At 65.7% G+C, this 22,692-nt stretch carries 19 protein-coding genes and 4 pseudogenes; 7 read left to right on the forward strand and 16 right to left on the reverse strand.

Translation table 11 applies throughout. The annotated features are described in order from the left end of the window. Positions 1–109: 109 nt before the first annotated feature. From G9373_RS12610 to G9373_RS12620, 3 genes are all read right to left on the reverse strand, one after another. Complete coding sequence (locus G9373_RS12610; RefSeq protein ID WP_005253169.1) at positions 110–628, reverse strand: hypothetical protein; 519 nt, start codon at positions 626–628, stop codon at positions 110–112. Further along, entirely contained in the window at positions 625–1,386 is a 762-nt protein-coding gene (locus tag G9373_RS12615) for a ParA family protein (RefSeq protein ID WP_005253168.1), read from the reverse strand. Before G9373_RS12615 ends, G9373_RS12610 begins: the two co-directional genes overlap by 4 nt. Before the next feature lie 426 nt (positions 1,387–1,812). Next, the gene (locus tag G9373_RS12620) at positions 1,813–2,535 is read right to left on the reverse strand and encodes an SDR family oxidoreductase (protein WP_133983934.1); all 723 of its coding nucleotides are present in this window, start codon (positions 2,533–2,535) and stop codon (positions 1,813–1,815) included. A 382-nt stretch (positions 2,536–2,917) separates the two neighbouring features. On the opposite strand from G9373_RS12620, the gene G9373_RS12625 reads away from it, so the two are divergent. After that, complete coding sequence (locus tag G9373_RS12625) at positions 2,918–4,420, forward strand: carboxylesterase family protein (protein WP_005253166.1); 1,503 nt, start codon at positions 2,918–2,920, stop codon at positions 4,418–4,420. 340 nt (positions 4,421–4,760) lie between these two features. Here G9373_RS12625 and G9373_RS12630 read toward each other — a convergent pair whose 3' ends face one another. Both G9373_RS12630 and G9373_RS12635 read right to left on the reverse strand, forming a co-directional pair. Continuing rightward, positions 4,761–5,141 carry a hypothetical protein gene (locus tag G9373_RS12630; protein ID WP_182624870.1) on the reverse strand — a complete coding sequence of 127 codons (381 nt, stop codon included), beginning with the start codon at positions 5,139–5,141 and terminating at the stop codon, positions 4,761–4,763. Positions 5,142–5,226: 85 nt separating this feature from the next. Then, positions 5,227–5,376, reverse strand: coding sequence for a hypothetical protein (locus G9373_RS12635; protein ID WP_166680588.1), 150 nt, complete (start codon positions 5,374–5,376; stop codon positions 5,227–5,229). 668 nt (positions 5,377–6,044) lie between these two features. Between G9373_RS12635 and G9373_RS12640 the strand changes: the two genes are divergently transcribed. Next, positions 6,045–6,419 carry a hypothetical protein gene (locus G9373_RS12640; RefSeq protein ID WP_005571763.1) on the forward strand — a complete coding sequence of 125 codons (375 nt, stop codon included), beginning with the start codon at positions 6,045–6,047 and terminating at the stop codon, positions 6,417–6,419. A 151-nt stretch (positions 6,420–6,570) separates the two neighbouring features. Then, entirely contained in the window at positions 6,571–7,071 is a 501-nt protein-coding gene (locus tag G9373_RS12645) for a helicase associated domain-containing protein (RefSeq protein ID WP_005242081.1), read from the forward strand. Between the two features lie 54 nt (positions 7,072–7,125). Here the strand turns inward: G9373_RS12645 and G9373_RS12650 are convergent. Continuing rightward, positions 7,126–7,302, reverse strand: a pseudogene (locus G9373_RS12650) (carboxymuconolactone decarboxylase family protein); the annotation flags it as partial. A 97-nt stretch (positions 7,303–7,399) separates the two neighbouring features. Between G9373_RS12650 and G9373_RS12655 the strand changes: the two are divergent. After that, positions 7,400–7,815 (forward strand): annotated as a pseudogene (locus G9373_RS12655) (diguanylate cyclase); the annotation flags it as partial. 380 nt (positions 7,816–8,195) lie between these two features. After that, positions 8,196–9,209 (forward strand): alcohol dehydrogenase catalytic domain-containing protein, encoded by a 1,014-nt coding sequence (locus G9373_RS12660; RefSeq protein WP_133983936.1) that lies wholly within the window; start codon positions 8,196–8,198, stop codon positions 9,207–9,209. Positions 9,210–9,239: 30 nt separating this feature from the next. Here G9373_RS12660 and G9373_RS12665 read toward each other — a convergent pair whose 3' ends face one another. The 4 genes and pseudogenes from G9373_RS12665 to G9373_RS12680 all read right to left on the reverse strand — a co-directional run bounded on the left by G9373_RS12665 (position 9,240) and on the right by G9373_RS12680 (position 11,801). Then, the gene (locus G9373_RS12665) at positions 9,240–9,671 is read right to left on the reverse strand and encodes a DUF5313 family protein (RefSeq protein WP_037202753.1); all 432 of its coding nucleotides are present in this window, start codon (positions 9,669–9,671) and stop codon (positions 9,240–9,242) included. Between the two features lie 50 nt (positions 9,672–9,721). Then, entirely contained in the window at positions 9,722–10,198 is a 477-nt protein-coding gene (locus G9373_RS12670; protein ID WP_005571768.1) for a MarR family transcriptional regulator, read from the reverse strand. A 76-nt stretch (positions 10,199–10,274) separates the two neighbouring features. After that, positions 10,275–10,919, reverse strand: a pseudogene (gene hemQ / locus G9373_RS12675) (hydrogen peroxide-dependent heme synthase); the annotation flags it as partial. 54 nt (positions 10,920–10,973) lie between these two features. After that, a complete protein-coding gene (locus G9373_RS12680) occupies positions 10,974–11,801 on the reverse strand; it encodes a sulfurtransferase (RefSeq protein ID WP_005571770.1) in 828 nt (275 codons plus the stop codon). 106 nt (positions 11,802–11,907) lie between these two features. Here G9373_RS12680 and G9373_RS12685 point away from each other — a divergent pair, with 106 nt between their 5' ends. Beyond that, positions 11,908–13,590 (forward strand): nitrite/sulfite reductase, encoded by a 1,683-nt coding sequence (locus tag G9373_RS12685; protein WP_133983938.1) that lies wholly within the window; start codon positions 11,908–11,910, stop codon positions 13,588–13,590. Positions 13,591–13,694: 104 nt separating this feature from the next. Here G9373_RS12685 and G9373_RS12690 read toward each other — a convergent pair whose 3' ends face one another. Together G9373_RS12690 and G9373_RS12695 are read right to left on the reverse strand one after the other, a co-directional pair. Further along, on the reverse strand, positions 13,695–14,021 hold the full coding sequence (locus G9373_RS12690) for an ANTAR domain-containing protein (RefSeq protein WP_005253133.1): 327 nt from the start codon (positions 14,019–14,021) through the stop codon (positions 13,695–13,697). A 175-nt stretch (positions 14,022–14,196) separates the two neighbouring features. Next, positions 14,197–14,650, reverse strand: a pseudogene (locus G9373_RS12695) (methyltransferase). A gap of 97 nt (positions 14,651–14,747) precedes the next feature. Between G9373_RS12695 and G9373_RS12700 the strand changes: the two are divergent. Then, positions 14,748–15,206 carry a hypothetical protein gene (locus G9373_RS12700; protein ID WP_167115322.1) on the forward strand — a complete coding sequence of 153 codons (459 nt, stop codon included), beginning with the start codon at positions 14,748–14,750 and terminating at the stop codon, positions 15,204–15,206. Between the two features lie 50 nt (positions 15,207–15,256). On the opposite strand, the gene G9373_RS12705 is transcribed toward G9373_RS12700, so the two are convergent. The 4 genes from G9373_RS12705 to G9373_RS12720 all read right to left on the reverse strand — a co-directional run bounded on the left by G9373_RS12705 (position 15,257) and on the right by G9373_RS12720 (position 22,679). Then, positions 15,257–17,794, reverse strand: a complete 2,538-nt coding sequence (locus G9373_RS12705; RefSeq protein WP_167115325.1) for an excinuclease ABC subunit UvrA — start codon at positions 17,792–17,794, stop codon at positions 15,257–15,259. Between the two features lie 128 nt (positions 17,795–17,922). Then, on the reverse strand, positions 17,923–20,148 hold the full coding sequence (locus tag G9373_RS12710) for a thiamine pyrophosphate-dependent enzyme (protein ID WP_133983944.1): 2,226 nt from the start codon (positions 20,146–20,148) through the stop codon (positions 17,923–17,925). A gap of 58 nt (positions 20,149–20,206) precedes the next feature. Then, positions 20,207–21,373, reverse strand: coding sequence for an FAD-binding oxidoreductase (locus tag G9373_RS12715; RefSeq protein WP_005571347.1), 1,167 nt, complete (start codon positions 21,371–21,373; stop codon positions 20,207–20,209). A 157-nt stretch (positions 21,374–21,530) separates the two neighbouring features. After that, entirely contained in the window at positions 21,531–22,679 is a 1,149-nt protein-coding gene (locus G9373_RS12720; protein ID WP_054248523.1) for a Glu/Leu/Phe/Val dehydrogenase dimerization domain-containing protein, read from the reverse strand. Positions 22,680–22,692 lie beyond the last annotated feature (13 nt).

A 22,692-nucleotide genomic window follows, 5' to 3' on the forward strand; every position in this document is an offset into this window, starting at 1 on the left:
CGTTTACCGGCTTGTCCTCGATGCGTAACAACCGCACCTACCGATAGCCTGCCACGATCGACTGACGAGCCGGTCGTGCTCGATGTCATTGTGACTGCTCCGGGGCGGGCTAGTTGATGCGTGATCCCCGGACGAATTCGGCGTTCCGCGGCGGGAAGGGTTCGCCACTGTTGTATCTGCGTTCGAGAACGGCGAGGTACTGGTCGAGGGCTTCGTCGACGAGGTTGGACCAACTGTTGGGGGCGCCGGCGATGTGGCCGATGGCAGCGATGGCATTCTTACCATTTTCGACCTTGGCGCTGTTGATGTAGACGGATACCTGCTTCTTGTCTGCGGGCACCCGTTTGGTGGTCTTCTTTTCCTCGCCGCGGGCCACCGGCCCCGGTTGAGGTTCGGCGATGGTGGCTGCTCCTTGTGCGAGGTCCACGCCCTGTTCGACGAGGTTCGGCAGTCGTGGCTTGCGGCGTTCGAGGGGGTTGTTTGCGAGTCCGGCTTTACGTGTCACGTTCGTCAGGAGGTCCTTGCGACTCGTTCTCGAGTACGTCCCGTCCTGGTGGGCGCCTGTGCGGGGCTGGTGGCGGCGTTCGAGGGGGTTGTTTGCGAGTCCGGGTTTACGTGTCACGGTCATCGGGGGTCCCTTTCGACGAGTTCTTGGGCGGCGTCGCGGTAGGCGCGAGCTGCGGAGGAGGACGGTGCCCACCTGACGACGGGTTCTTCGGCGCTGTAGCTTTCGCTGACTCGGACGGACTTCGGGATGATGGTGCGCATCGTCTGCTCGGCGTAGGTTTCGCGGAGCGCGGCAAGGACCTGCTGGTCGATGACCTGGCCGAGTTCGACGCGGCCGCACAGAATGTGATTGAGCCGTGCGGTGGGGTTGAGCAGCTCGACCTGCTGGGTGATGTAGTTTTCGATCCGCATGAGCGCTTCGAGTTCCATGGCTCCTGTCATGACAGCGGCGAGCACTTCGGTGCAGGCGACGAGTGCGCTGATGGTCAGGTGGTCGAAGTCTCCGGGGCAGTCGAGGAGGTTGAAGTCGACCTCGGGAGCGCTGGCGAGGGCTTTGCGCAGGATGCCGTGTGCACCGGGCTTCTTGAGGAAGTAGGGCCCGACGGAATCGAGTTCCTTGGTGGCAGGAACGAGGTGGATCCCGGACGCGGTGATGGTGGTGGCGTCTTCGATGCTCGCAACCAGCATGAGTACCGACAGGACATCGTTGTCGACGGCTTCGGGCGTGGCGCCGAGCCAGGTGGTGGCGTTGCATTGTGGGTCGAGGTCGATGACGCGGACGGTGTAGCCGGCTTCGACGAGGGCTTGGGCGAGGTTGACCGTGCTCGTGGTCTTGGTGGAGCCACCTTTATGGTTGACCACTGCGATGGTGCGGGTCATGTGGGCCTGTCCCTTCGTGTAAATATAATGACGCCCCTCAAGATACTTAACTTGGTCGAGGCACGCGGATGACCCGCCGATCTGAGCTGGAACATGTCCGATCCCACCGCTACGACCACGAGTTCGCCACGGTTGATCGGCCCTCACCGCGGTCTCGACGAATCCGATCATCATCCGAGAGTCCGGTGACCGCAGTCCTGTTGGCAGCACCTGCTCATCCCCTCCGCGGGTTGGTCGCTACCCTCTACTTCGACGTGTTCGCGGACAACGATTTTCAACGTCGGGTCCAGTTGGGGACCTTCTCGGAGGATGCGGACCTCGCCATCATCGCCGCCCACGGAACACTCGACACCGAAGCGGCGGCCGTCGACTGGTGTCTCCTCGAGTCGTGTGCCTGTGGGCGTTCGTCCAACCGGCGGCCTCGAGTCAGTCGACTACAGCGCCCCCGGTGAGGTTGATCTCGGTCGCGGTCATCGTAGTGGCCCAGTCGGACGCGGCGAAGACGGCCGCGTTGGCGACATCGACGTAGCTCGGGCGCCGCGGCAGCAGCAGACGGGTGGCGTCCGGGTCGGGCTCGTCCGGTTCCGGGGAGCCCGGCGACAGTAGCCAGGCGACACGGACACCCTGCGACCCGAGCTCGGCGGCCAGCTGTCGGCACAGGCCGGCGAGTGCGGCCCACGCGACGTGGGAGCCACCGAGGTTCGGGATCGCCTCCCGTCCTCCAGCCATGACGAGGATGACGCCGCTGCCGCGTCCCACCATGTGGCGCGCAGCGGCCGTGGCCACGGTGAAGCTCGTCGTGACCGCCTTGGCGACTGGCTGCATGACGTCGCCGACCCGCATGTCGACGAGCGGAGTGCCCTGGATGTCGTCGTTGAAGGTGGCGTTGAAGCAGACATCGATGCCGCCGCTCTGGTCCGCCACCGCTGCGGCATGCCGCTCGACCGCGTCCCGGTCCACCGCATCGAGAACAGCGACGTGCGCAATCCCTCCCTCGTCCCTGATGCTGTGGGCGACATCCTCGAGCGTGGCTCGCGTGCGTCCGGTGAGGTGCACCTCAGCGCCTTCCCGCGCGTACGCCCGCGCGACCGCGGAACCGACGGCGCCACTGCCCCCGTGGACGATCGTGATGCGGTTCTGCAGCAGCATTACTCACCCGCCTTTCCCTCTCGCGTACCAGCGTAAGACCGCGCGATGTGTGACCACGCGAGTTTCCGGACTTCATCGGTACGAGCTCGAGCGGCGTCGAGCGGCAGCTCGGGTGTCGCGCTCGGAGTTCCGGATCAACAGCTGCGCGCATCTCACTCCTGCGGTGAGACGAATCTAGAACAGATTCCGCTAGGTCATGCGCTGCCTCGTGCGGACCGTCGTCCGAGTGGTCTATCACGACCCACAACACGACTTGACGGCAGAGCTCTCAGGCCGGACACCGAAGCCCATGGCAGGCTTGGACCAGGTGGGTACCGATTTCACACACCACCCTCGACCCGACCATCCAGCGTGACGCGCACATACGAAAGGGGCGTCGCTGATGACCGTCCGTACCGTGAGCACGGAGGCAGGGCGACTCTCCGGTGACCACACCGACGGGGTCGCCCGATTCCTGGGAATCCCCTACGCGGCAGCTCCAGCGGGCGAACGCCGATTCGCACCCCCTGCCCCTGCCGAACGATGGGCAGGGACCAGGAACGCCACCGGTTACGGCGCGACCGCACCCCAGCCGCCGTTGCACCCCGCCCACGCGAATCTGGCGCCGCTGATCGGACCCGGATGGGTCGCCGGAGACGGCGAATACCTCAATCTCAACGTCTGGACACCCGACCCCGGCACGAGTGGGCTTCCGGTGATGGTCTACGTCCACGGCGGCGGGTTCGTGATCGGGTCGGGCGCCGCCCCCGCCTTCGACGGCACCTCGTTCGCGCGCGACGGCGTCGTCCTGGTCACCGTCAACTATCGACTCGGGGCGGAGGGCTTCCTCGCACTGTCCGGTGAGATCACGAACATTGGATTGCGCGATCAGATCGCAGCACTGCGCTGGGTTCGCGACAACATCGCCGGGTTCGGCGGGAACCCGGACAACGTCACCGTCTTCGGCGAATCGGCCGGCGGCTCCTCGGTCGCGTTCCTGCTGCACTCCCCGCTGGCCGCCGGACTGTTCCAGCGCGCGATCGTCCAGAGCGGACACGACGAGATGGCCCGCAGGCTCGAGCTCACCGAAGAACTCACGAAGGCACTCGCTGCCAGGCTCGGAACCTCCGCGACCACAGACGCATTCCGAGAAATCTCTGCCCCCGACCTGCTACGCGCGCAGGCAGCGCTGCTCAGAAACGACCCCCACCCAGACCTGCGCGACGACAACGGTTTCGACCCGGGCCACCGTCGTGCGCTGTTCCTCCCCACCACGGGTGACGACGTCCTCCCCGATCCGGTCGGAGTCCCGAGTACACACTCGCGCGGCGTCGACCTGTTGATCGGCACAACGCTCGAGGAAGTCAACCTCGGTTTCGGTGCCGACGAGTTCGCCGCCTTCGACGCGCATGACGCCGTAGCCGAGTTGGCCGCCACCTACCCCGATGCCGAAGCGCTCCTCGAACGACACGGTCTCCACGACCCGGCCGTCACCCCCGCGCACGCACTCACAACCGCCTACACGGACCTGATGTTCAGATCACCGAGCCGCCGCACTGCGCGCCGCCACCCAGGCCCCACCTACGTCTACGAATTCGCCTGGCGATCACCACTGCACGGCGCCGCACACGGCCTCGACGTCCCCTTCGTCTTCGACACGACACAGGCATGCCGCGGCCTCATCGGCGACGCCGCACCCGGCGCCCTCACCCGCGCGATGCACCAAACCTGGCTCGACTTCGCGACCCACGGAGATCCCGGCTGGCCCACCTACGACGACGCCAGAACTGCGATGAGTTTCGATGCCAGTCCCCACCGCTGCGAGGACACCGCTCCCGACGACACCGGCGCGAAATACCTGCCGGGCACCTCCACAATCCGAAGCTCCGCGCACGGACAAGCATGAGAAGCCGATCCCATGCCGGCAACAAATTCCATCGGTCGCCCTCCCGAGGTCGCAGCGGCTGTCGCCGGCGGAGTCGACTTCGTCCGTCACAGGCCAGTGTGCGCAGTGGCACGTCCAACGAACTTCCCGATTGACGAACCTGCACCGGGACGAGATCGGCGCCCAGCGCGCACACCCGCAAGGGTCCACGCGCGTCCCGAAAGCGGATCTCTGTTCGGTCAGCTCTGCGCACGGTCGATGACGCTACGGCCCTCGCCTTGGTGATGCGGTGAAGCCATGACGCGAGAGCCCAACCGAGTACACGGGTTCGGCGAACACGCGGTCGCGTCCCTGTCATCTGTTACTGGCGATAGATCTCCACGCGGGCGTTGGTGATCACGCCGGCATTCAACGAGGGGGCACCCCAATTCGTGCTGCAAGCCCCGGTGGCCTGACCTGTCGGCACGAATGAGGGACTGGACTGACTGAAGGGCCCGATCGCATACAACGGAAAGGCGTTGGGGATGCCGTGAAGGCCCCAACAGTCGACGATCAGCGCGTACTCCCTGCCAGCGGGCGCATCGGTGTCATGGCAGGTCGCCGTCGCGCTGAAGGCATCCTGCTGGATGACGCAGTCCTGGGGGTCCGCCTGGGCGGTGCCGGAGCCGATGATCGCCGTGAAGGCCAGCCCCGATACGACGGCGGCCGTGGCGCGTGCTGCAACGACAATAGCGTTTCTCATTGAGATCCTTTCAGTAGCAAGATGTCTGGTGTCGGGCATCCCCGCTGGCGACGTGTCGAAGCCCGCGGCCTAGCATCTGGCCGGCTCAGATGACGATGGGTGCACCCGTGACGAGGTCCCAGAGTCCCAGGCCGAGAAACAGCACGGTACCCACTGCCGACTGCACCGGATTTCCGTTCAGAAAACCCTCGGCACCCCAGGCGACCAAATCGGTGAAGACTTCAGATGAACCCATAGTTCTCGCTCCTTGTGTCGGTATAAGACCTTGGCATCTTGATCGTCCAGACCGAATGGTCTGTTACGGATCCGGCGCGGAGTGCCACATGTCGGCGAGCAGGTCGTGGACACCACACTCTTGCTACGTGGATGACAACGAGCTCTAGTCCATCGTCCAGTTGGCTGAGCGCAACGCTCAGGCAGTGGCTCGCCTCGACCTGGTCCGCACGCTATGCGATCTCGGGCTGTCTGTGGCCCCCATCCGCAAGGTGCCGGACAATGACGTGTCCCTGAAGCAAGTCCCGGTTACGCACGCTCAGGCACTTGACGTCCAGATCCACACCCTCCGGCTGCGCGAGTCACATCTCGTCGGCGCAGGACGATACCCATACCATGAGGGGCGAAACGCGCACACCGATCCTGTTCGTCGCAATGACGACTTGTATCGCCCTGGCGGCGGGCTGCCAGTCGCCCAGCGAACAAGTGGGATCCGTCGAAGGAACGACGATCCCGTGGAGCATGGTCCCCGCTGCACAATCCGGCGGAGGTGCCGCGCCCCAACCACCGGATCCTCCCCCGCCGACGGACCCGAACGCGGGTCCCGGTATCCCCGACCCTCCCACACCGACAACACCGGGCCCGAGGATACTGGTCGTTCCACCCGTCCCCGGAGTTACGGCCAGTGGCGTGCATATCGAACGTCACGACGGATTCGATCGCATCGTCTACGACTTCGGCGGCACGTACGCACCTCGCTGGCGCGCCGAATACGTCGCCGAGGCAACGCAACGCGGCCAAGAGACCGCGACACGAATCCACGGTCGATCGATCCTGCAGATCTACTTCTTCGACACGGACTCCGCGGCCGAGAGTGGGATCGCCGCGTACAACGGACCGAACCCGTTGTCGGACCCCGCGGCGTACAGCGTCGTCGAGGTGCACCTCACGCCGAACTACGAGAGAGGCACCCAGTCGTTCGTCGGCCTCCGTACCGACTACCCGCAGTTCCAGGTCACGACTCTCACAGAACCGACGAGAATCGCTGTCGACATCCACGACTAGCGCCACATTCGGGCATTCGTCGCCCCGGCAGAGATTGCATTCCCCGGGCGACACGAGCCGACTTTCGTGACAGATCGTCAAACTCGTTGACATACTTGAAGTGATGATTATCCGGATAATGCTCGACGGCTTTCACAAGGATGCGATCTCGATGCGAGATAACAGGCCCGCAACCTCCGCACTGCAGCTCTACCGCGCCTTTCAGCACCAGCACCCCCGAACTCCGGTCCCGGCCGATTACGTCACCGAATGCGGTTTCCGACTGGGACGTTGGCAGGACCGCCAGCGGATTGCCCGCATGCTCGGCACACTGCCGCCCCAGCGCATCGAGCAACTCGACGCGATCGGATTCCTGTGGAGCGATGACGACGTCCCACTTCCGGCCGTGTCACGTACCGACGCGAAGCGGCGACGGATGCTCACCGCCATCGCCGCCTACCGTGAAGAGCACGGCAACGCACTCGTTCCCGCGAACTATGTCACCGCTGACGGTGAACAGGTGGGCCAGTGGCTCTACCGGGCGGTGAAGAAGTGGAGGGCCGACGCCTTGCCGGACAAAGAGCGTCGCACACTCTCCGTGCTCGGCGTCTCCCCCGGTCCACGACCACGAGGCCCCCGAACATCAGCGCACCTTGTCGGACAGGCGACGTAAGGCAGACGACCCGCACCCTGAATACTGTTGCTGTACATATGTTCGAGCATCAGGTCATTCCCCGGACAGGTCGGCCGACAGATCCCGAACTGAGACACCGGCAGGAATCTCGACCTCGGCGACCAACTCGGGCCGGTCGTCGAATTCGAGACGAAGAGCGCGGCACATGGTCACGTGCATGTCGTAGAGCCTCGTGGTGTAGGTCAGTTCCAGAATCTCGGGATCCGTCAGGGGGGTCCTCTCGTCGGTGACCTCGGCGCGGGGCCCTTCACGTAGGCGGGGCGCTGCGGCCTTTCGGACGGCGGGAAGGGTCAGGATGCGGTGCGTACGCGCTGGTCGGCGATTCGAGATCGACGGCGCCGACGAGGCCCGCAACTTCCTCCGCTCCCACGGAATCGGTGAGGACGCACAGACACGGTGTGGACGAGCATCGCACTCCACACCACTCCCGAGATTCCACTGCATAGGGCCCCGGAGATCGCGCTACTTACCCGCGGCGTCGAACTCGACGTGCTCGGAATCGGCTACGACGCCATCACCGACGCGGAACGCGCCGCCGTCGTTGCATCCCACCCGCGGCCGGACTTCAAGGACGAGATCCTCGCTGCCTTCACGGACGGACTCCACGACCGCCCGGACACCACATTCGGCAACGTGAAAGCCGATGTCCTGGCACACTTCGTTCCCGGCTTCGTCCGGGGTGACTTCGTGGATGCGATCCTGAATTCCTCGTGGTCCGAATGACTTCCGTCGCTGCGCGCGACACTCGATGCGCCCGCACAGCCAGGCGCACGCGAACCGTCAGCTTTCGGCGACCCCGATCGCAATGATGAATTGCGCCGACAATCCATAGATTTCACGTGGTCTAGATTTGTCGGTCCGCCGAGGTGCAATGACTGACGAGTCCGCGGCAGCTCGCCTACTCGCTTCGCCTGTCCGTAACGCGCAATGCTCGTTCGACGACTTTCATCGGTCGTGCCGGCAGTTGTCCGATAGTTCAGCTTCGAGTCCGGCAGACTTAGCCGATGGGTCGGACCCCGTCAACCCTTGTCAGGAGCTCAGCCGAGGGGCTTGACTGAAACGTAGGTCTCGATCGCCCAGGATGACAGACAGGGAGGATGCATATGCCAACCCATCAGGCAGTTCACGTCCAGGCCCCCGGCGAACCGCTGACACTCGTCGACGTCGAAACAGGGTCGCCCCCGCGCGACCACGTACGCATCGCGGTGTCGGCGTGCGGAGTATGCGGCACCGACCACGCCTTCGTCAACGGCGCGTTCCCGGACATGTCCTGGCCCCTGACACCTGGACACGAGATTGCCGGAACCATCGCCGAACTCGGCGACGGCGTCGACCACTACGCCGTCGGCGACCGTGTCGCTGTGGGTTGGTTCGGTGGGCACTGCAACCAGTGCATCCCCTGTCGTCAGGGCTCCTTCATTCATTGCGAGAAGTTGCAGGTGCCGAGCTGGCAGTACCCCGGCGGATACGCCGAGTCGGTGATCGTTCCAGCAAATGCGCTGGCCCGGATTCCGAACGAGCTGTCCTTCGCGGAAGCAGCACCCATGAGTTGCGCCGGGGTCACCACGTTCGACGCGCTGCGCAAAACCAGGGCCGTCCCGGGCGACCGCGTCGCCATCCTCGGCATCGGCGGACTCGGCCACCTCGGTGTGCAGTTCGCCCGGGCGATGGGTTTCGAGACGATCGCCATCGCCCGCGGCGCCGACAAAGGCGACGACGCCCGTCAGCTCGGCGCCCACAACTACATCGATTCCACCGCCGGCGACGTCAGCGAAGCGTTGCAGGCTCTCGGTGGCGTGTCCGTGGTTCTGGGGACCGCGGCGAACTCGAAAGCGATGGGTGATGTGGTCGGTGGGCTGCTTCCGCTCGGTGAACTCACGGTCGTCGGTGTCACGCCCGACCCACTGCCGATCAGTCCGCTACAGCTGATCACTCCCGGCGTCGATGTCACCGGCCACCCGTCCGGCACCGCCCGCGACGTCGAAGAGACGATGCACTTCGCGGTCCTGTCAGGCGTGCGCGCCCGAATCGAGGAACGGCCTCTGACTCGAGCGGCGGAGGCCTATGCAGCGATGGAGGAAGGTCGGGCACGCTATCGCATGGTCCTCACCATGTGACCATTCTCGGCATCGGTTGATCGACTGTCTTCAGCGGGGTTCGTTGCCACTCCGCCGTTCGATGCCCCAGGTGCCGGAAGGTCCGTGGAGCTTCTCGTACGCCGCCTTTTCGGCGTCGTGACGGGACGCCTTCCTCGGGTTCTCCAGATCGGGCGGCAGTCCGTGCCTCTCGAGGCGTCGAGATCGGTTCTGCGCCATGTACGACACCGCGTAGAACACGGCGAGTAGCACTCCGAGCAGGACCATGGAGGCGCGCAGTCCGAGCGGTCCCGGGAACAGGAAGAACGCGGCGAAGACCGGAACGAACGGGACCATGCTGCGAATGAGGTGCCGAGGAACCGCCCAGTCACCGACCAGGTCGTTGCGGACCCAGTCCTGCATCGAGTCGGGAAGTTTGCGGCCTACCGCGTAGCCCAGCCACTGTATGGGGCCGGGCCGGGTTCGTTGCGTGTTTCGCGACATGACAACTACCTGTTCACGTTGTGCTGAAGTCGAATTCGACATGATTGTCCTCATTGATCGAGCGCGCCCGCTCTGAGCGCAGCCTGATTGACGCGAGTGAGAACGTCGTGGAGTTCTTCGAGCTCGGCCAGGCCGACCCCGAGCTTCTCGATCACGGCGGGCGGAATCTTCTCGGCTTCCGCACGTAGCGCAGCACCGGCTTCGGTCAGCTCGACATCCAGTTGCCTCTCGTCGGCCCGGCTGCGGGTGCGCGTGATCAGTCCGGACGCCTCGAGGCGCTTCAGGAGCGGCGAGAGGGTGGGCGAATCGAGTTGCAGCGCGGTCCCGATCTCCTTGACCGCCATCGGGGCCTTTCCCCAGAGAGCGAGCATGACCAGATACTGCGGATGCGTCAGCCCCATCGGTTCGAGCAGGGGGCGGTAGACGGCGAGAACCGCCCGGTTCGCGATCGCGAGCGCGAAACATACCTGCCGGTCGAGAGCGAGTAGATCGTCGCCGGCCTTCTCCTGCTCAATGTCTGCGGTCATGCCACCAGGGTACCAGAATGATTCGTGCAATAACTAGTATTGCACGAATGATTCTGGAGATAGTCGGCGATCCTCGAGGCAGACGCGCAACGAGGGCATCGAGGCCGGTTCGCGGGCCGGAGAAGAACGGCGTCTCCAACCGAACGTGCCGACGCGCGTCGGTCGCACGAAGGTCTCGCATCATGTCGACGATCCGGCTCGAGTCCGGAGCCTCGAAGGCGAGGATCCACTCGTAGTCGCTCAACCCGAAGGAACTCACAGTGTTGGCCCGCACGTCCGGGTAGGCGCGAGCCGCTCGGCCGTGTTCGGCGAGCTGCCGTCGCCGTTCGGCGTCCGGCAGCAGATACCACTCGAGCGATCGGCTGAACGGGTACACGCACACGAACTGCCCCGGCTCCTCATCGGCCACGTACGCCGCGATGTGAGTGCGGTTGAATTCGGCCGGCCGGTGGAGCGCGACCGCACTCCACACCGTCGTACACGCCCGCCCGAGTCGGCAGCGACGAAAACCGGAGTAGGCGGCCTGCAATCCCTCGACGGTGTCGGCATGCGTCCACATCATGAAGTCGGCATCTCCACGTAGTCCTGCGACGTCGTAGATTCCGCGGATCGAAACACCGGACTCGGCAACTCGCTCGAGATAGGCGTGCGCATCGTCCACCACCTCGGCGCGCACATCCGGCAGCGCGCCGGGGGCCACCCGGAACACGGTGAACATCATGAACCGCACGCGCTGATTGAGCTCGGTAAAGCGAGACCTGGTCAAGGGCTCGGGCTACCGCTCGACCGGGGCGCCGACCAACGAGCCGTACTCCACCCAGGAGCCGTCGTAGTTCCGAACGTCGGGGTAGCCGAGCAGTTCGTGGAGAACGAACCAACTGTGCGCCGATCTTTCGCCGATCCGGCAATAGACGATGATGTCCTTCGTCTCGTCGAGGCCGGCGCCGCCGTACAGGGCGCGGAGTTCGTCCTCGCTGAGGAAGGTGCCGTCGTCAGCGGCAGCCTTGGACCACGGCACGTTGACCGCAGTCGGGACGTGCCCCGGGACCTGGGGTTGTTCCTGCGGGAACTGCGCGGGAGCGAGGATCGTCCCGGAGAATTCAGCGGGAGACCGGACGTCGACAAGGTTCTTGTTCCCGATCTGCTCGATCACCTCGTCGCGGTGCGCGCGGATTCCCGACACGGGCTCGGACGCCACGTAGTCGGTGACCGGCCGGGTGACCTTCTCGCTCGACAAGGGCCGGCCGTCGAGCTCCCACTTCTTGCGTCCGCCGTCGAGCAGCCGGACGTCGCGGTGGCCGTAGAGCTTGAAGTACCAGTACGCGTAGGCCGCGAACCAGTTGTTGTTCCCGCCGTACAGGATCACCGTGTCGCCGTTGGCGATGCCTCTCTCGGACAGGAGTTTCTCGAACGATCGCCGATCGATGACGTCGCGGCGCACCGGATCTTGAAGATCGCGCTTCCAGTCGATCCGGACGGCACCGTCGATGTGGTTCGTCTCGTACTGCGCGGTGTCCTCGTCCACCTCGACGAGGACGACGTCGGGGTCGTGTCCGTGTTCGACGACCCATTCGGCGTCGACCAGAAAATTGCTTCTACTCATGGTTCGTCCTTCACGTCGTCGGCAACCGGGGTGTGCACATATAATTAATGCACGATCTATTCGCCTACGCTACAGTTTCGGGCACGCAGTTTCGACAGGAGCACCGATGACAACACCGAAGACCCGCCCTGCGCAGGCGAAGACCCCGCGCACGGAGGGGCAATGGGCACAGGGCGACCGTGAGCCACTCAATGTGAACGAGCAGGTCAAACAGGACGACGACGGCCTCAACGTGCGCAAGAGAATCGAAGAGGTGTACTGCCGTACCGGCGTCGCCGGCATCGACCCGACCGATCGGCGAAGCCGATTCCGCTGGTGGGGGCTCTACACCCAGCGCGCACCTGGCATCGAGGGCGGCCGAACCGCCACGTTGCCGCCGGAAGAGCTCGAGGACGAGCACTTCATGCTCCGCATCCGCATCGACGGAGGGGCACTGACCACTGAACAGTTGCGCGTCGTCGGTGAAGTCTCCCGACTGTTCGCCCGCGACACCGCGGATCTCACCGACCGCCAGAACATTCAGCTGCACTGGATCAGGGTCGAGGACCTACCCGAAATCTGGCGGCGACTCGAAGGGGTAGGCCTCACGACCGCCGAATCCGCAGGCGACACCCCGCGCGTGGTCCTCGGCTCGCCGATGGCCGGCATCGCCGTCGACGAGGTTCTCGACGCCACACCCGCTCTGCACGAGATCACCCGCCGATTGATCGCAAACCCCGAGTACTCTAACCTGCCGCGCAAGTTCAAAACCGCCATCTCTGGCCTCCAAGACGTGGTCCACGAGATCAACGATGTGGCGTTCATCGGTGTCGACCATCCGGTTCATGGCCCGGGACTGGATGTCTGGGTCGGCGGCGGCCTGTCGACGAATCCGCGGATCGGCGAGCGCCTCGGCGCATGGGTACCACTGGAAGACGTGCCCGACGTGTGGATCGGAATCGTCTCCCTCTTCCGCGACTACGGGTATCGGCGACTGCGGGCGAAGGCGCGCCTGAAGTTCCTCGTCTCGGACTGGGGTGTCGAGAAGTTCCGCAACGTGCTCGAAAAGGAATACCTCGGACGCGCGATGCTCGATGGACCAGCACCCGAACCGCTCGACGAACCCCGCGATCACGTCGGTATCCAGCGTCAGAAGAACGGTCTCAACGCCGTCGGGATCGCACCCGTCGTGGGCAGGGTCGGCGGCACCGCGCTGACCGACTTGGCACGAGCAGCGGAAGCATCCGGATCCCGGCGGGTCCGCATCACCCCGATGCAGAAACTCGTCATCCTCGATGTGCCCGACGAACAGGTCGGCTCACTTCGATCGAGTCTCGACGCTCTCGGGTTCCCGTCGAGCCCGTCACCGTGGCGACGGAGCACCATGGCCTGCACGGGCATCGAATTCTGCAAGTTCGGGATCGTCGAAACCAAGGCGCGAGCCGCCGCACTCATCACAGACGTCGAGAAGCGATTGGCCGACGTCCAGGATCAGCTCGAGCACCCGATCACAGTGCACCTCAATGGGTGCCCCAACTCGTGCGCCCGCATCCAGGTCGCCGACATCGGCCTCAAGGGCATGATCGTGACCGATGACGATTCCAACCAGGTCGAGGGATTCCAGGTTCATCTCGGCGGCGGCCTCGGGCTGGATACGAGCTTCGGGCGCAAATTGCGCGGCCACAAGCTTCCAGCCACCGAGGTGCCCGACTACGTCGAGCGGATCGTTCGACGGTACGTGGCCGACCGCGAGGGCTCCGAGAAATTCGCGGCCTGGGTCCAACGCGCCACCGAAGCCGATCTCGCATGATCGGCTGGCACCGCCGGCCACCACGTAATCGCGGCTGAGGCCAGACCTTCCGGAGCGCCCGTCAGTCGAGGTCCGCTACTTGCCGGCGTCGGTGAGGGGTCGCGTCAACTCGCCTGCGCGTGTCGGCGGGGAGGAAGCTGGTTGACCAACTGCTCCCACTCTTCGAATCGGGCGGCTTCGGGCGAGCGCCGACGGGGCGAGGGTCCGGCGGCGAGGTCTACCAGGCTCCGGGCAGCGCCGAGGACGGTCAGATGATGACGCCGGGCGACGTCGAGGAGTTCGTCGAAAGCCTGGGCGTCACTGCAGCCGCGACCGGCGATCAGGATTCCCTTCGCCGTGCCGAGTAGTTCACGTCCGTCGGGACGCCTACGAGGGATCAGGCGTGTCGGGCCGGGAGTCGGAGTCAGTAGTTCGGTGCTGTCCTCGATCATTCCGCGATGCTCCTTCGCTCTCGTGCATCGACCGCCGACCCGCCGGTGTGCCGACGATCCAGTCCGGACGCAAAATGTGAGTCACGTCACTGTCGATGCCTCAACAGTTGTAGCCCACGGCGCCGCGCCTGTCATCTAGACGGATGTCCAGCTGTGCCGTCACATGACAAAGCTCTCAGGTAGTGGCCACCAACAGGTCTTCTCCACTCGACGGGCGCAGGCCGTCGGATCGATCGGCGAAGTAGCGCTCGGCGAGTGAAGTTCCCGCCACATGCTGCGCGCCGTCGAAGCCGGCCTCGCGGGCCAGGGTCAGCATTTCCGGCGGGGTGTAGAAACTGACGAACGGTGTTCCGGCCGCCCGCGCACCGCTCTCGGACGCCCGGAATCCGGGGCGATCGGCGTCGTCGAAACGAGCACGCGCGACAATGGGCCGCCCGAAACCCACTGGTGCCGGCCGGGTCCATGTCCGGGCGAGCCCGCCAGCCGTCGCCCGGAGACGCGAGCTGCAGGCCGATCTCGTCGACGAGCACGTGTGGCGGCGCGTCGACCTGTACGTGCATCGCCCGCCACAGGGCAACTCGCTCGGCCGTACCGTCCGGTCCGTCCGTCTGCTCGCCTGCCGTCGCCATGACGTTCTCGCTCCTCACGGTCAGTTCTCGAGCATCCGATGCCACGCCCAGCTAACGCCCGCCGTTCCCAGCGCATATACCTCGTATGAAACGTTCAGTGAAGCGAGCCACCAGCCTGCTCACGGCTACAGCAGCCGCTCTCCTCGCGTTCGCAACACCCGCACAGGCAGACTCCCCCACCCCCGTCTACTTCCGTGTGGGGAACTTCAACTGCTCGATCGCACCCGACGACAGCGTGGGATGCGATCTGCCACAACCATTGCCGATGGACTTCCCGATCCTCGGCGAGTTCGGACTGCCGTGGCTGGGACCCGTCCAGTACGTCGTCATCGACCTTCCCTGGCTTCCCGCTCACCCCACCTTCTCGCCCGGCACCCCGTTCACCCTGCCCGGCGGCAACCCCGACATCTCCGAGGTCGCCACCAGCCAGAGCTTGTACCAGAAAACGATCACCCACGGGGGAACCACCTGTCTCGCAGGGTTCATGGGAGACGTCACCTGCACCGCCAAGGGACACAGCTTCGTCGTCACCGTCTACGGAATCCACGCCCACTGAACCGGTAGCACACGAACCGGATACCGACTTCGTCGCTCACATGCGCACCCTCACACGGCGAGATGCCGAGCGAGATAAGCGGCGGTGGCGGAGCCGGCCGTCTCGGCAACGACCGTCGGTGGTCCCGAGGCGATGATCCGGCCGCCGTTGTCTCCCCCGCCGGGCCCGAGATCGATCATCCAGTCCGCCGCGGCAATGACCGGCATGTCGTGTTCGACGAGTACGACGGTATTTCCCGCCGCGACGAGCCGTCGCAACACCACCATGAGGCGATCGACGTCGGCAGGGTGCAATCCGGTGGTCGGTTCGTCGAGTACGTAGAGCGTGTGCCCGGATCGGAGGCGCTGCAGTTCGCTGGCGAGTTTGACGCGTTGCGCCTCCCCGCCGGACAGGGTGGTGGCGGATTGGCCGAGCCGCAGATATCCGAGACCGACTTCGGCGAGCATGTCAAGGCTTTTCGCCGCCGCCGGGACGTGACTCAGGAAAGCACGGGCGTCGTCGACCGTCATCGCGAGGACGTCGGCGATCGTCCGGCCGTCGACGAGGACCTCGAGGGTCTCCGCGTTGTATCGTGCGCCCGCGCAGGCCGGGCACGGTGCGGAGGCCTCGGGCAGAAACAGCATGCCGATGGTGATCGAACCGGCTCCCTCGCATTCCTCGCAACGGCCGCCACTGACATTGAATGAGAATCGGCCCGGACTGTATCCGCGTTCCCGGGCAACGGGGTGTGCGGCGAAGAGTTTCCGGATCACATCGAAGAGACCGGTGTAGGTCGCGAGATTCGAGCGCGGAGTCCGCCCGATCGGGGTCTGGTCCACGCGCACCAGCCGGTTGATGTGTCCGAGCCCGTGGGCGGCCACGACCGTCAGCTCGGTGTTCTTCTCGCGCTCCTCGGTCAGTACGACCGTGGAGTCGTCGGCGTCGTCTCCCCCGGTGTCGGCGCCGGGTTCGCTGTCGACGCCGAGGTGTTGGGCGACGACGTCGGTGAGAACCCGGCTCACGAGTGTGGATTTGCCCGATCCGGACACGCCGGTGACCGCGGTGAGCACCCCGAGCGGGATTCGCACGGTCAGATCCCGCAGGTTGTGCATCGTGATGCCGGCGAGTTCGATCCACCTGCTCGGCGGTCCGGGCTCGGGGTAACTCTCGGCGGTTCCGAAAAGGTATCGGCGAGTTATGGATTCGGCGACGTGCGCGAGACCGTCCACCTCACCGCTGTAGAGTACCCGCCCGCCGTGCTCCCCGGCTCCGGGACCGACGTCGACGATCCAATCTGCCGCGCGGACGACGTCGAGGTTGTGTTCGATGACGAAGACGGAGTTGCCTGCCGCGCGTAGCCGCCGCACGGCCGTGACCAGCGCCTCGGTGTCGGCGGGATGCAGGCCTGCGGACGGTTCGTCGAGGACGTACAACACTCCGAACAGACCCGATTGCAGCTGGGTGGCCAGCCGCAGGCGCTGAAGTTCTCCCGGCGAGAGAGTGGTGGTCGAACGGGCGAGACTCAGGTAGCCCAGCCCGAGCTCCGTCAGACCCGCGAGGCGGCCGCAAAGGTTGTCGACCAGCGCCGCGGATGCGCGTTCGGTTGCGTCGCTTGCGGCGGAATCGCGGGATACGACGACGGCGTCGAGGACCGAGGCCAGATCGGCCAGTGACAGTTCCGTGGCGTCGGCTATGTCGAGGCCGGCGAACCGGACGGCCAGCGCCTCGGGGCGCAGCCGTTTGCCGTTGCAGGCACTGCAGGGCCGGGACACCAGATATCGGGCGACCTTCGCCCGCTGGGTTGCGCTCTTCGTCGTCGCGTAGGTGTGCAGAATGTAGGTGCGGGCGCTCGAGAACGTTCCCTGGTAGTCGCGCACCATCTTGCCCGGGTCGCGCACGGGTGACACCGTGACCGTGGGTTGCTCCTCGGTCGTGAGGATCCACTCACGCTGGTCTTCCGGGAGCTCGGACCAGGGGCGGTCCACGTCGATACCGAGTGTGTCGAGGATGTCGCGGTAGTTCTTGCCCAGCCAGGCGCCGGGCCATGCGGCGACGGCACCGCCGCGGATACTTCGGCTCGGGTCCGGCACCAGGGCATCGATATCGACGTCGTGGGTGCGTCCGAGGCCGTGGCAGGCTGGGCATCCGCCTTCGGGTGTGTTGGGCGAGAAGGCGTTCGAGTCGAGGACGGGGGCGTCCGGCGGGTAGGTACCGACTCGGGAGAACAGCATCCGCAGCACGTTCGAGATATGGGTGAGGGTGCCGACCGACGATCGGGCGGAGGTGTGACCGCGGGCCTGCTGCAAGGCAACCGCCGGTGGAAGCCCGGTGATGTCCCCAACCCTGGGCGCTCCGATCTGATCCATCAGCCGGCGTGCGTACGGGGTGACGGACTCGAGGAACCGCCGTTGCGCTTCGGCGTAAATGGTGCCGAAGGCCAACGACGACTTGCCCGATCCCGAGACTCCGGTGAACGCGACGATGCAGTCCCGGGGAATGACCACATCGACGTGGGCGAGGTTGTGTTCGCTGGCGTCGAACACTGCGATGCCGTTGAAGTCCTGGGCACGTCGCGTTGCAGCCTGCGGTGCGGGATCGAAGGTGGGCACAACTGCTCCCGGTGTCGGTTCGTGCTCGGACAGGTTACGTCCCAGTCTTACTCGAGGGGTGGAACCATGTGTACTGGCGCCGCTCTCTCGGCGAGAGTCCGCCCCGGATTCCGGCCCGACCAATGCCATCAGCTCACCTGTGCCAACTTGATCGCCGCGGCCTCGATGGTGTCCTCCGAGAGCAGGACCTCGAGGGCGGCGTCGCCGAGCGGGATGAAACTGTCGTCGCTCGTGACGCGTGCGAGCGGCCCGGTGAAGCCGTCGTCGACCAGTGCCGCGACCACGCCTTCGGACACACCCCCCGATGTGCGGGTCTCGTCGACGACGAGCACCCGTCCGGTGGCGTTCGCCTCCCGGAGGATGTCGTGCACGGGTAGCGGTGCGAGCCACCGCATATCCACCACACGCGCGGCGATGTGCGACTTCTCCAGCCGGCGCGCGACCCGCAGACTCATCCGGACCCCGTTGCCGAACGTGACGATCGTCAGGTCGGTACCGTCACCGTACGTGCGGGCGGAGCCGATCGGCACATGGTTCTCGGCCCGCTCCACCGGATCCGGATACGCGGCCAGCCACCGCTCGTCACCGTCCTCGTACAGATCCCGGGTGTGATACAGCGCAATCGGTTCCAGATACACACACAGCGCCCCCGCGGTCCGCGCGGCCGCCGCGCACGTGTGCATCATGGCCGCGGCGTCGTCGGGGCGCGCCGGCGACGCCACGACGATACCGGGGATGTCACGCAATGCGGCGACGGCATTGTCGTTGTGGAAATGACCGCCGAACCCCTTCTGATACCCGTATCCCGCGACCCGCACCACCATCGGATTGCGATACTGACGGTCGGAGAAGAACTGCAACGTCGCACCCTCCCCGCGGATCTGATCGGCGGCATTGTGCAGATACGCCAGGTACTGGATCTCCGGGATCGGCAACAACCCGGACACCCCCGCGCCCAGCGCCAGTCCCAGGATCGCCTGCTCGTCGAGAAGCGTGTCGAACACGCGCGCCGACCCCGCCTTCTTCATCAGACCCCGCGTCACCCCGTAGACCCCGCCCTTGCGGGCCACGTCCTCACCGAACACCAGCGCCTCGGGGTACTCGATGAGAACATCGAGCAGGGCGCGGTTGATCGAGAGGGCGAGAGTCAGTAGGCCCTCGTCTTCGGGCATTGGGCTGCCGACGATCTGGGCTCGGCGGGCCGGGTAGGTCCGTCGTGGTTCGGCGGCCATCGCCTCGTCGAGTCCCTCGGTCAGTGGCCGCATCACTGCGGCGGGACTGTCGAGCTGCGGCAGCTCGCTGACTTCCTGCGCGAGCGCGGCTACCTCGGCGCGCTTGTCGTCGTAGAGCGCGAGGACGTCGTTGGGGCTCAGGTGCCCTCGCTCGATCAGCAGCTTCGCCGTGCACAGCACCGGATCCCGGTCGAAGTCTGCGGTGATCTCGGTCGTGGTGCGATAGGCGGCTTCGAAGTCGGAGCCGGCGTGGCCCATCAACCGCACGGTGCGCAGGTGCAGGAACGCCGGCTTGCGGTGCCTGCGAACCCAGTCGGCGGCATGCTTCGCGGTGGCGTAGGCCATCGGGAGGTCGGATCCATCGACCGTGAAGTACTCGAGACCCTCACGGTTGCCGAAGTTCGCGGAGATCCACCCCTTCGGCGTCCTGGTGCTGATGCCGATCCCGTTGTCTTCGCAGACGAACAACAGCGGAAGCGGAAGTCCCTGGAAGGCCGAGTGGATGGCGGTGTTGATCGCGCCGATCGCGGTCGAGTGATTCGCCGAGGCGTCGCCGAAACTGCATACCGCGATCGCGTCCTCGGGCCACGCGGAGAGCACGTTCAGTTTGGCGGCGCGGGCGATGGAGAAGGCGACGCCGACCGCGCGGGGCAGGTGAGATGCGATCGTCGAGGTCTGGGGAATGATATTGAGGTCGTGGCGGCCGAACACCTTGTGCCGGCCGCCGGACATCGGTTCCTCGGTGGCGGCGACGACGCCGAGAAGCACATCGCGCAGCGGGTTGCTGCCCCGGACCTGCCGGGCGCGTTGGAGGAAGAACGCACCGGAACGGTAGTGCAGCAGCGCCGGGTCGGTGGGTCGGAGGGCTCCCGCGACGACGGCGTTGCCTTCGTGCCCGGACGAGCCGATCGTGTAGAAGCCCTTGCCCTTCGCGCGAAGCCGTCGGGCAACCAGATCCAGGTGCCGACTGCCCAATTGAGAATCGAACAGGTCCAGGGTTTGCTGCACGAACAGGCTCGACGCTGTCTCGACGGGCTGGTCGTGATCGCTCGCTCCCGGACGTGTCGTATCGGCCATCGCGGCGACGGTGGTGGTGAAGTGATCATCGATCTGTTCGGCCATGAGTCCGGCTCCTGAGGGGCAGGTGATCGTCGTCTGCTGGGCGGTGCAACGGGTGGGGTCAGACGATGTTTGTCTCGCCTGCGCCGATACCGGCCTGCGCGAAACGGTCCAGGGTGAACGAGCTGATGTCGTATCCGGGCTCTTTGCTGTGGTAGAGGTCGCGCACGATCTCGCCGGTCGCCGGTCCCATCAGGAAGCCGTGGCCGGAGTAGCCGGTGGCGATGAGCAGGCCCTCGACCTCGGTGGAGCGGTCGATGATCTGGTTGCGGTCGGGGGTGACCTCGTAGAGGCCGGCCCAACCGGTGCTGATGCCGTAGTCCAGTACGGCCGGCACCCGGGTCTCGGCGATGGCGCCCAGTCCCATCAGCCAGTCCTCGAGTTCGAACTTGAGGTTGAACCCTTCGCGCTCGTTCGGGTCGGACCAGCCCAGAAGCAGGCCTTTACCTTCCGGGTGGAAGTAGAAGTTCGACGGGAAGTCGATGGTCAGCGACGGCGAGGATGCGGGCAACTCGGACAGCGGCTCGGTGAAGGCGATCTGTCGGCGGACGGGAACGACGGGGATGTTCACCCCGAGCATGTTGCCGATGCCGGCCGACCAGGCTCCGGCGGCGCAGACCACGGTGTCGGTCTCGATGCGTCCGTGTTCGGTCACGACTGCGGTAATGGTGCCGCCGGTGCTCTCGATGTCGGTGACCGCGCAGTGGCGGACGATGCGGGCGCCGTGTCGACGGGCAGCGGCGGCGTATCCCATCACGACCGATTCTGGGGTGGCCTTGCCGTCCTGGGGTGACCAGGAGGCGGCGAGGAGTCCGTCTGTGCTGATGAGCGGCGAGATCTTCTGTGCTTCTTCGGGGGTGACCATGCGGCTCGGAACGCCGTGGCGGTTCTGCAGTGCGACGCTTTCGGTGAAGATGTCGACGTTGGCCTGGTCCGAGAGGAGATAGAGGTAGCCGTCGCGGCTGAAGTCGATCTCCTGGTGGTACTCCTGCGCGAATCGCGAATACACGTCGAGGCCGCGCAGACCGATCGCGATGTTGGCTTCGTTGCTGAAGGAGGCGCGAACACCGCCGGCGGCCTTGCACGTCGACCCGCAGGCCAACTCGTCCTTTTCCAGGAGGACAACATCGGAGACCCCCGATTCGGCGAGGTGGAACGCAATGCTGGCGCCGATGACGCCGCCGCCGATCACGACGACGGACGCCTGTTCGGGGAGTTCCTTGCTCATGTCGTCCTCTTCTTTCCTTCGAGAGTAGTGATGTAATGCCCTACCGGTTTCGGGGACACCCGACGAACGACCAGGTCGATGCATTTGCCTGAATGAATGGGGCGCGCCCGCTGACCGGAGTGGGTCACACAGTTGCGCGTGGTTGGTGTCGAACCTTCTAGAACGCGGCGGTGTGCGGGGCACGACCGCGGAGCACCATGGCTTCGCGCACGCGCTCCTGGGCGGTGGTGCGGGCTACCTCGTGGGTGGTCCGCCCCTGCACCTTCGACGCATCGAGGGTGTCGATGGTGCTGGCGCGCAGCTTGTTCGAGATGTTGTCGAACACGGCTGCCGGTTCCGGACGGATTCCGGAGTAGCGGGCGTCCATCGCCACGGCTGCGGCAACCACGCCGCCGGCGTTGGCGATGAAATCCGGAACCACGGTCACGCCGCGGTCGAACAGCACCGACTGTGCTTCGGGGTTGCTCGGCAGGTTCGCGCCTTCGACAACGATCTTGGCCGGCAACGTCCGGGCGAGATCGACGTCGATGACGTCCTGCAACGCTGCCGGGATCAGGACGTCCGCGGTCACCGAGAGTTCTTCCCCGGCAGCGAGAGGCTTCGCGTCGGAGTACTGGTCGACGAGACCGTCACCGTACTGATCACGCAGGTCGAGCAAGGTGGCGACGTCGAGCCCGTCCGGGTTGTGGAGGCCACCCTGCGAGGTGGACACAGCGACGACGGTGGCCCCGAGTTCGGCGAGGCGCTTCGCGCTCGCCGCTCCGACCGCTCCGAAGCCCTGGATGGACACGCTCAGCGAACCGGTGGACAGGCCGAGGGTCTGCGCGGCGGCGTCCGCCGACTCCGCGACACCGTGGCCGGTGACCCCGAGCTGGTCGTACGGGAGCCCGCCGAGCGCGTGAGGGGTGCCCACCGCGCCGCCGCGACCGTCGACCTCGTCGAGCATGATCGCGGCGTCCTTCTCGGTCAATCCCACGTCGAGCCCGAAGACGTACTCCTCGGGGACCTCGTTGCGCAGTGCCCGGACGAAGGCACGCAGCACCGCTTCCTTGGAGGAGGCAGTCGGGTCGGCCCAGATACCGGCCTTGGCGCCGCCGTAGAAGAGGTCGACCCCCGCCCATTTCCAGGTCATGTTGCGGGCCAGCCTGGCGACCTCGCCGACACTGACCGTGGTGGACATGCGGGTGCCGCCCTTGCCCATTCCGCGGGCAGTGTTGTCGATGACCAGAACGCCGCGCATGCCGGTGCGTGCGTCGGAGACACACACGACCTTCTCCGGGCCCCATTCGTCGATCAATTCGAACATCGTCGTTGCTCCT

The organism is Rhodococcus sp. A14 (genome assembly GCF_011603105.1).
GTDB classification, from domain to species: Bacteria; Actinomycetota; Actinomycetes; order Mycobacteriales; family Mycobacteriaceae; genus Rhodococcus_F; species Rhodococcus_F opacus.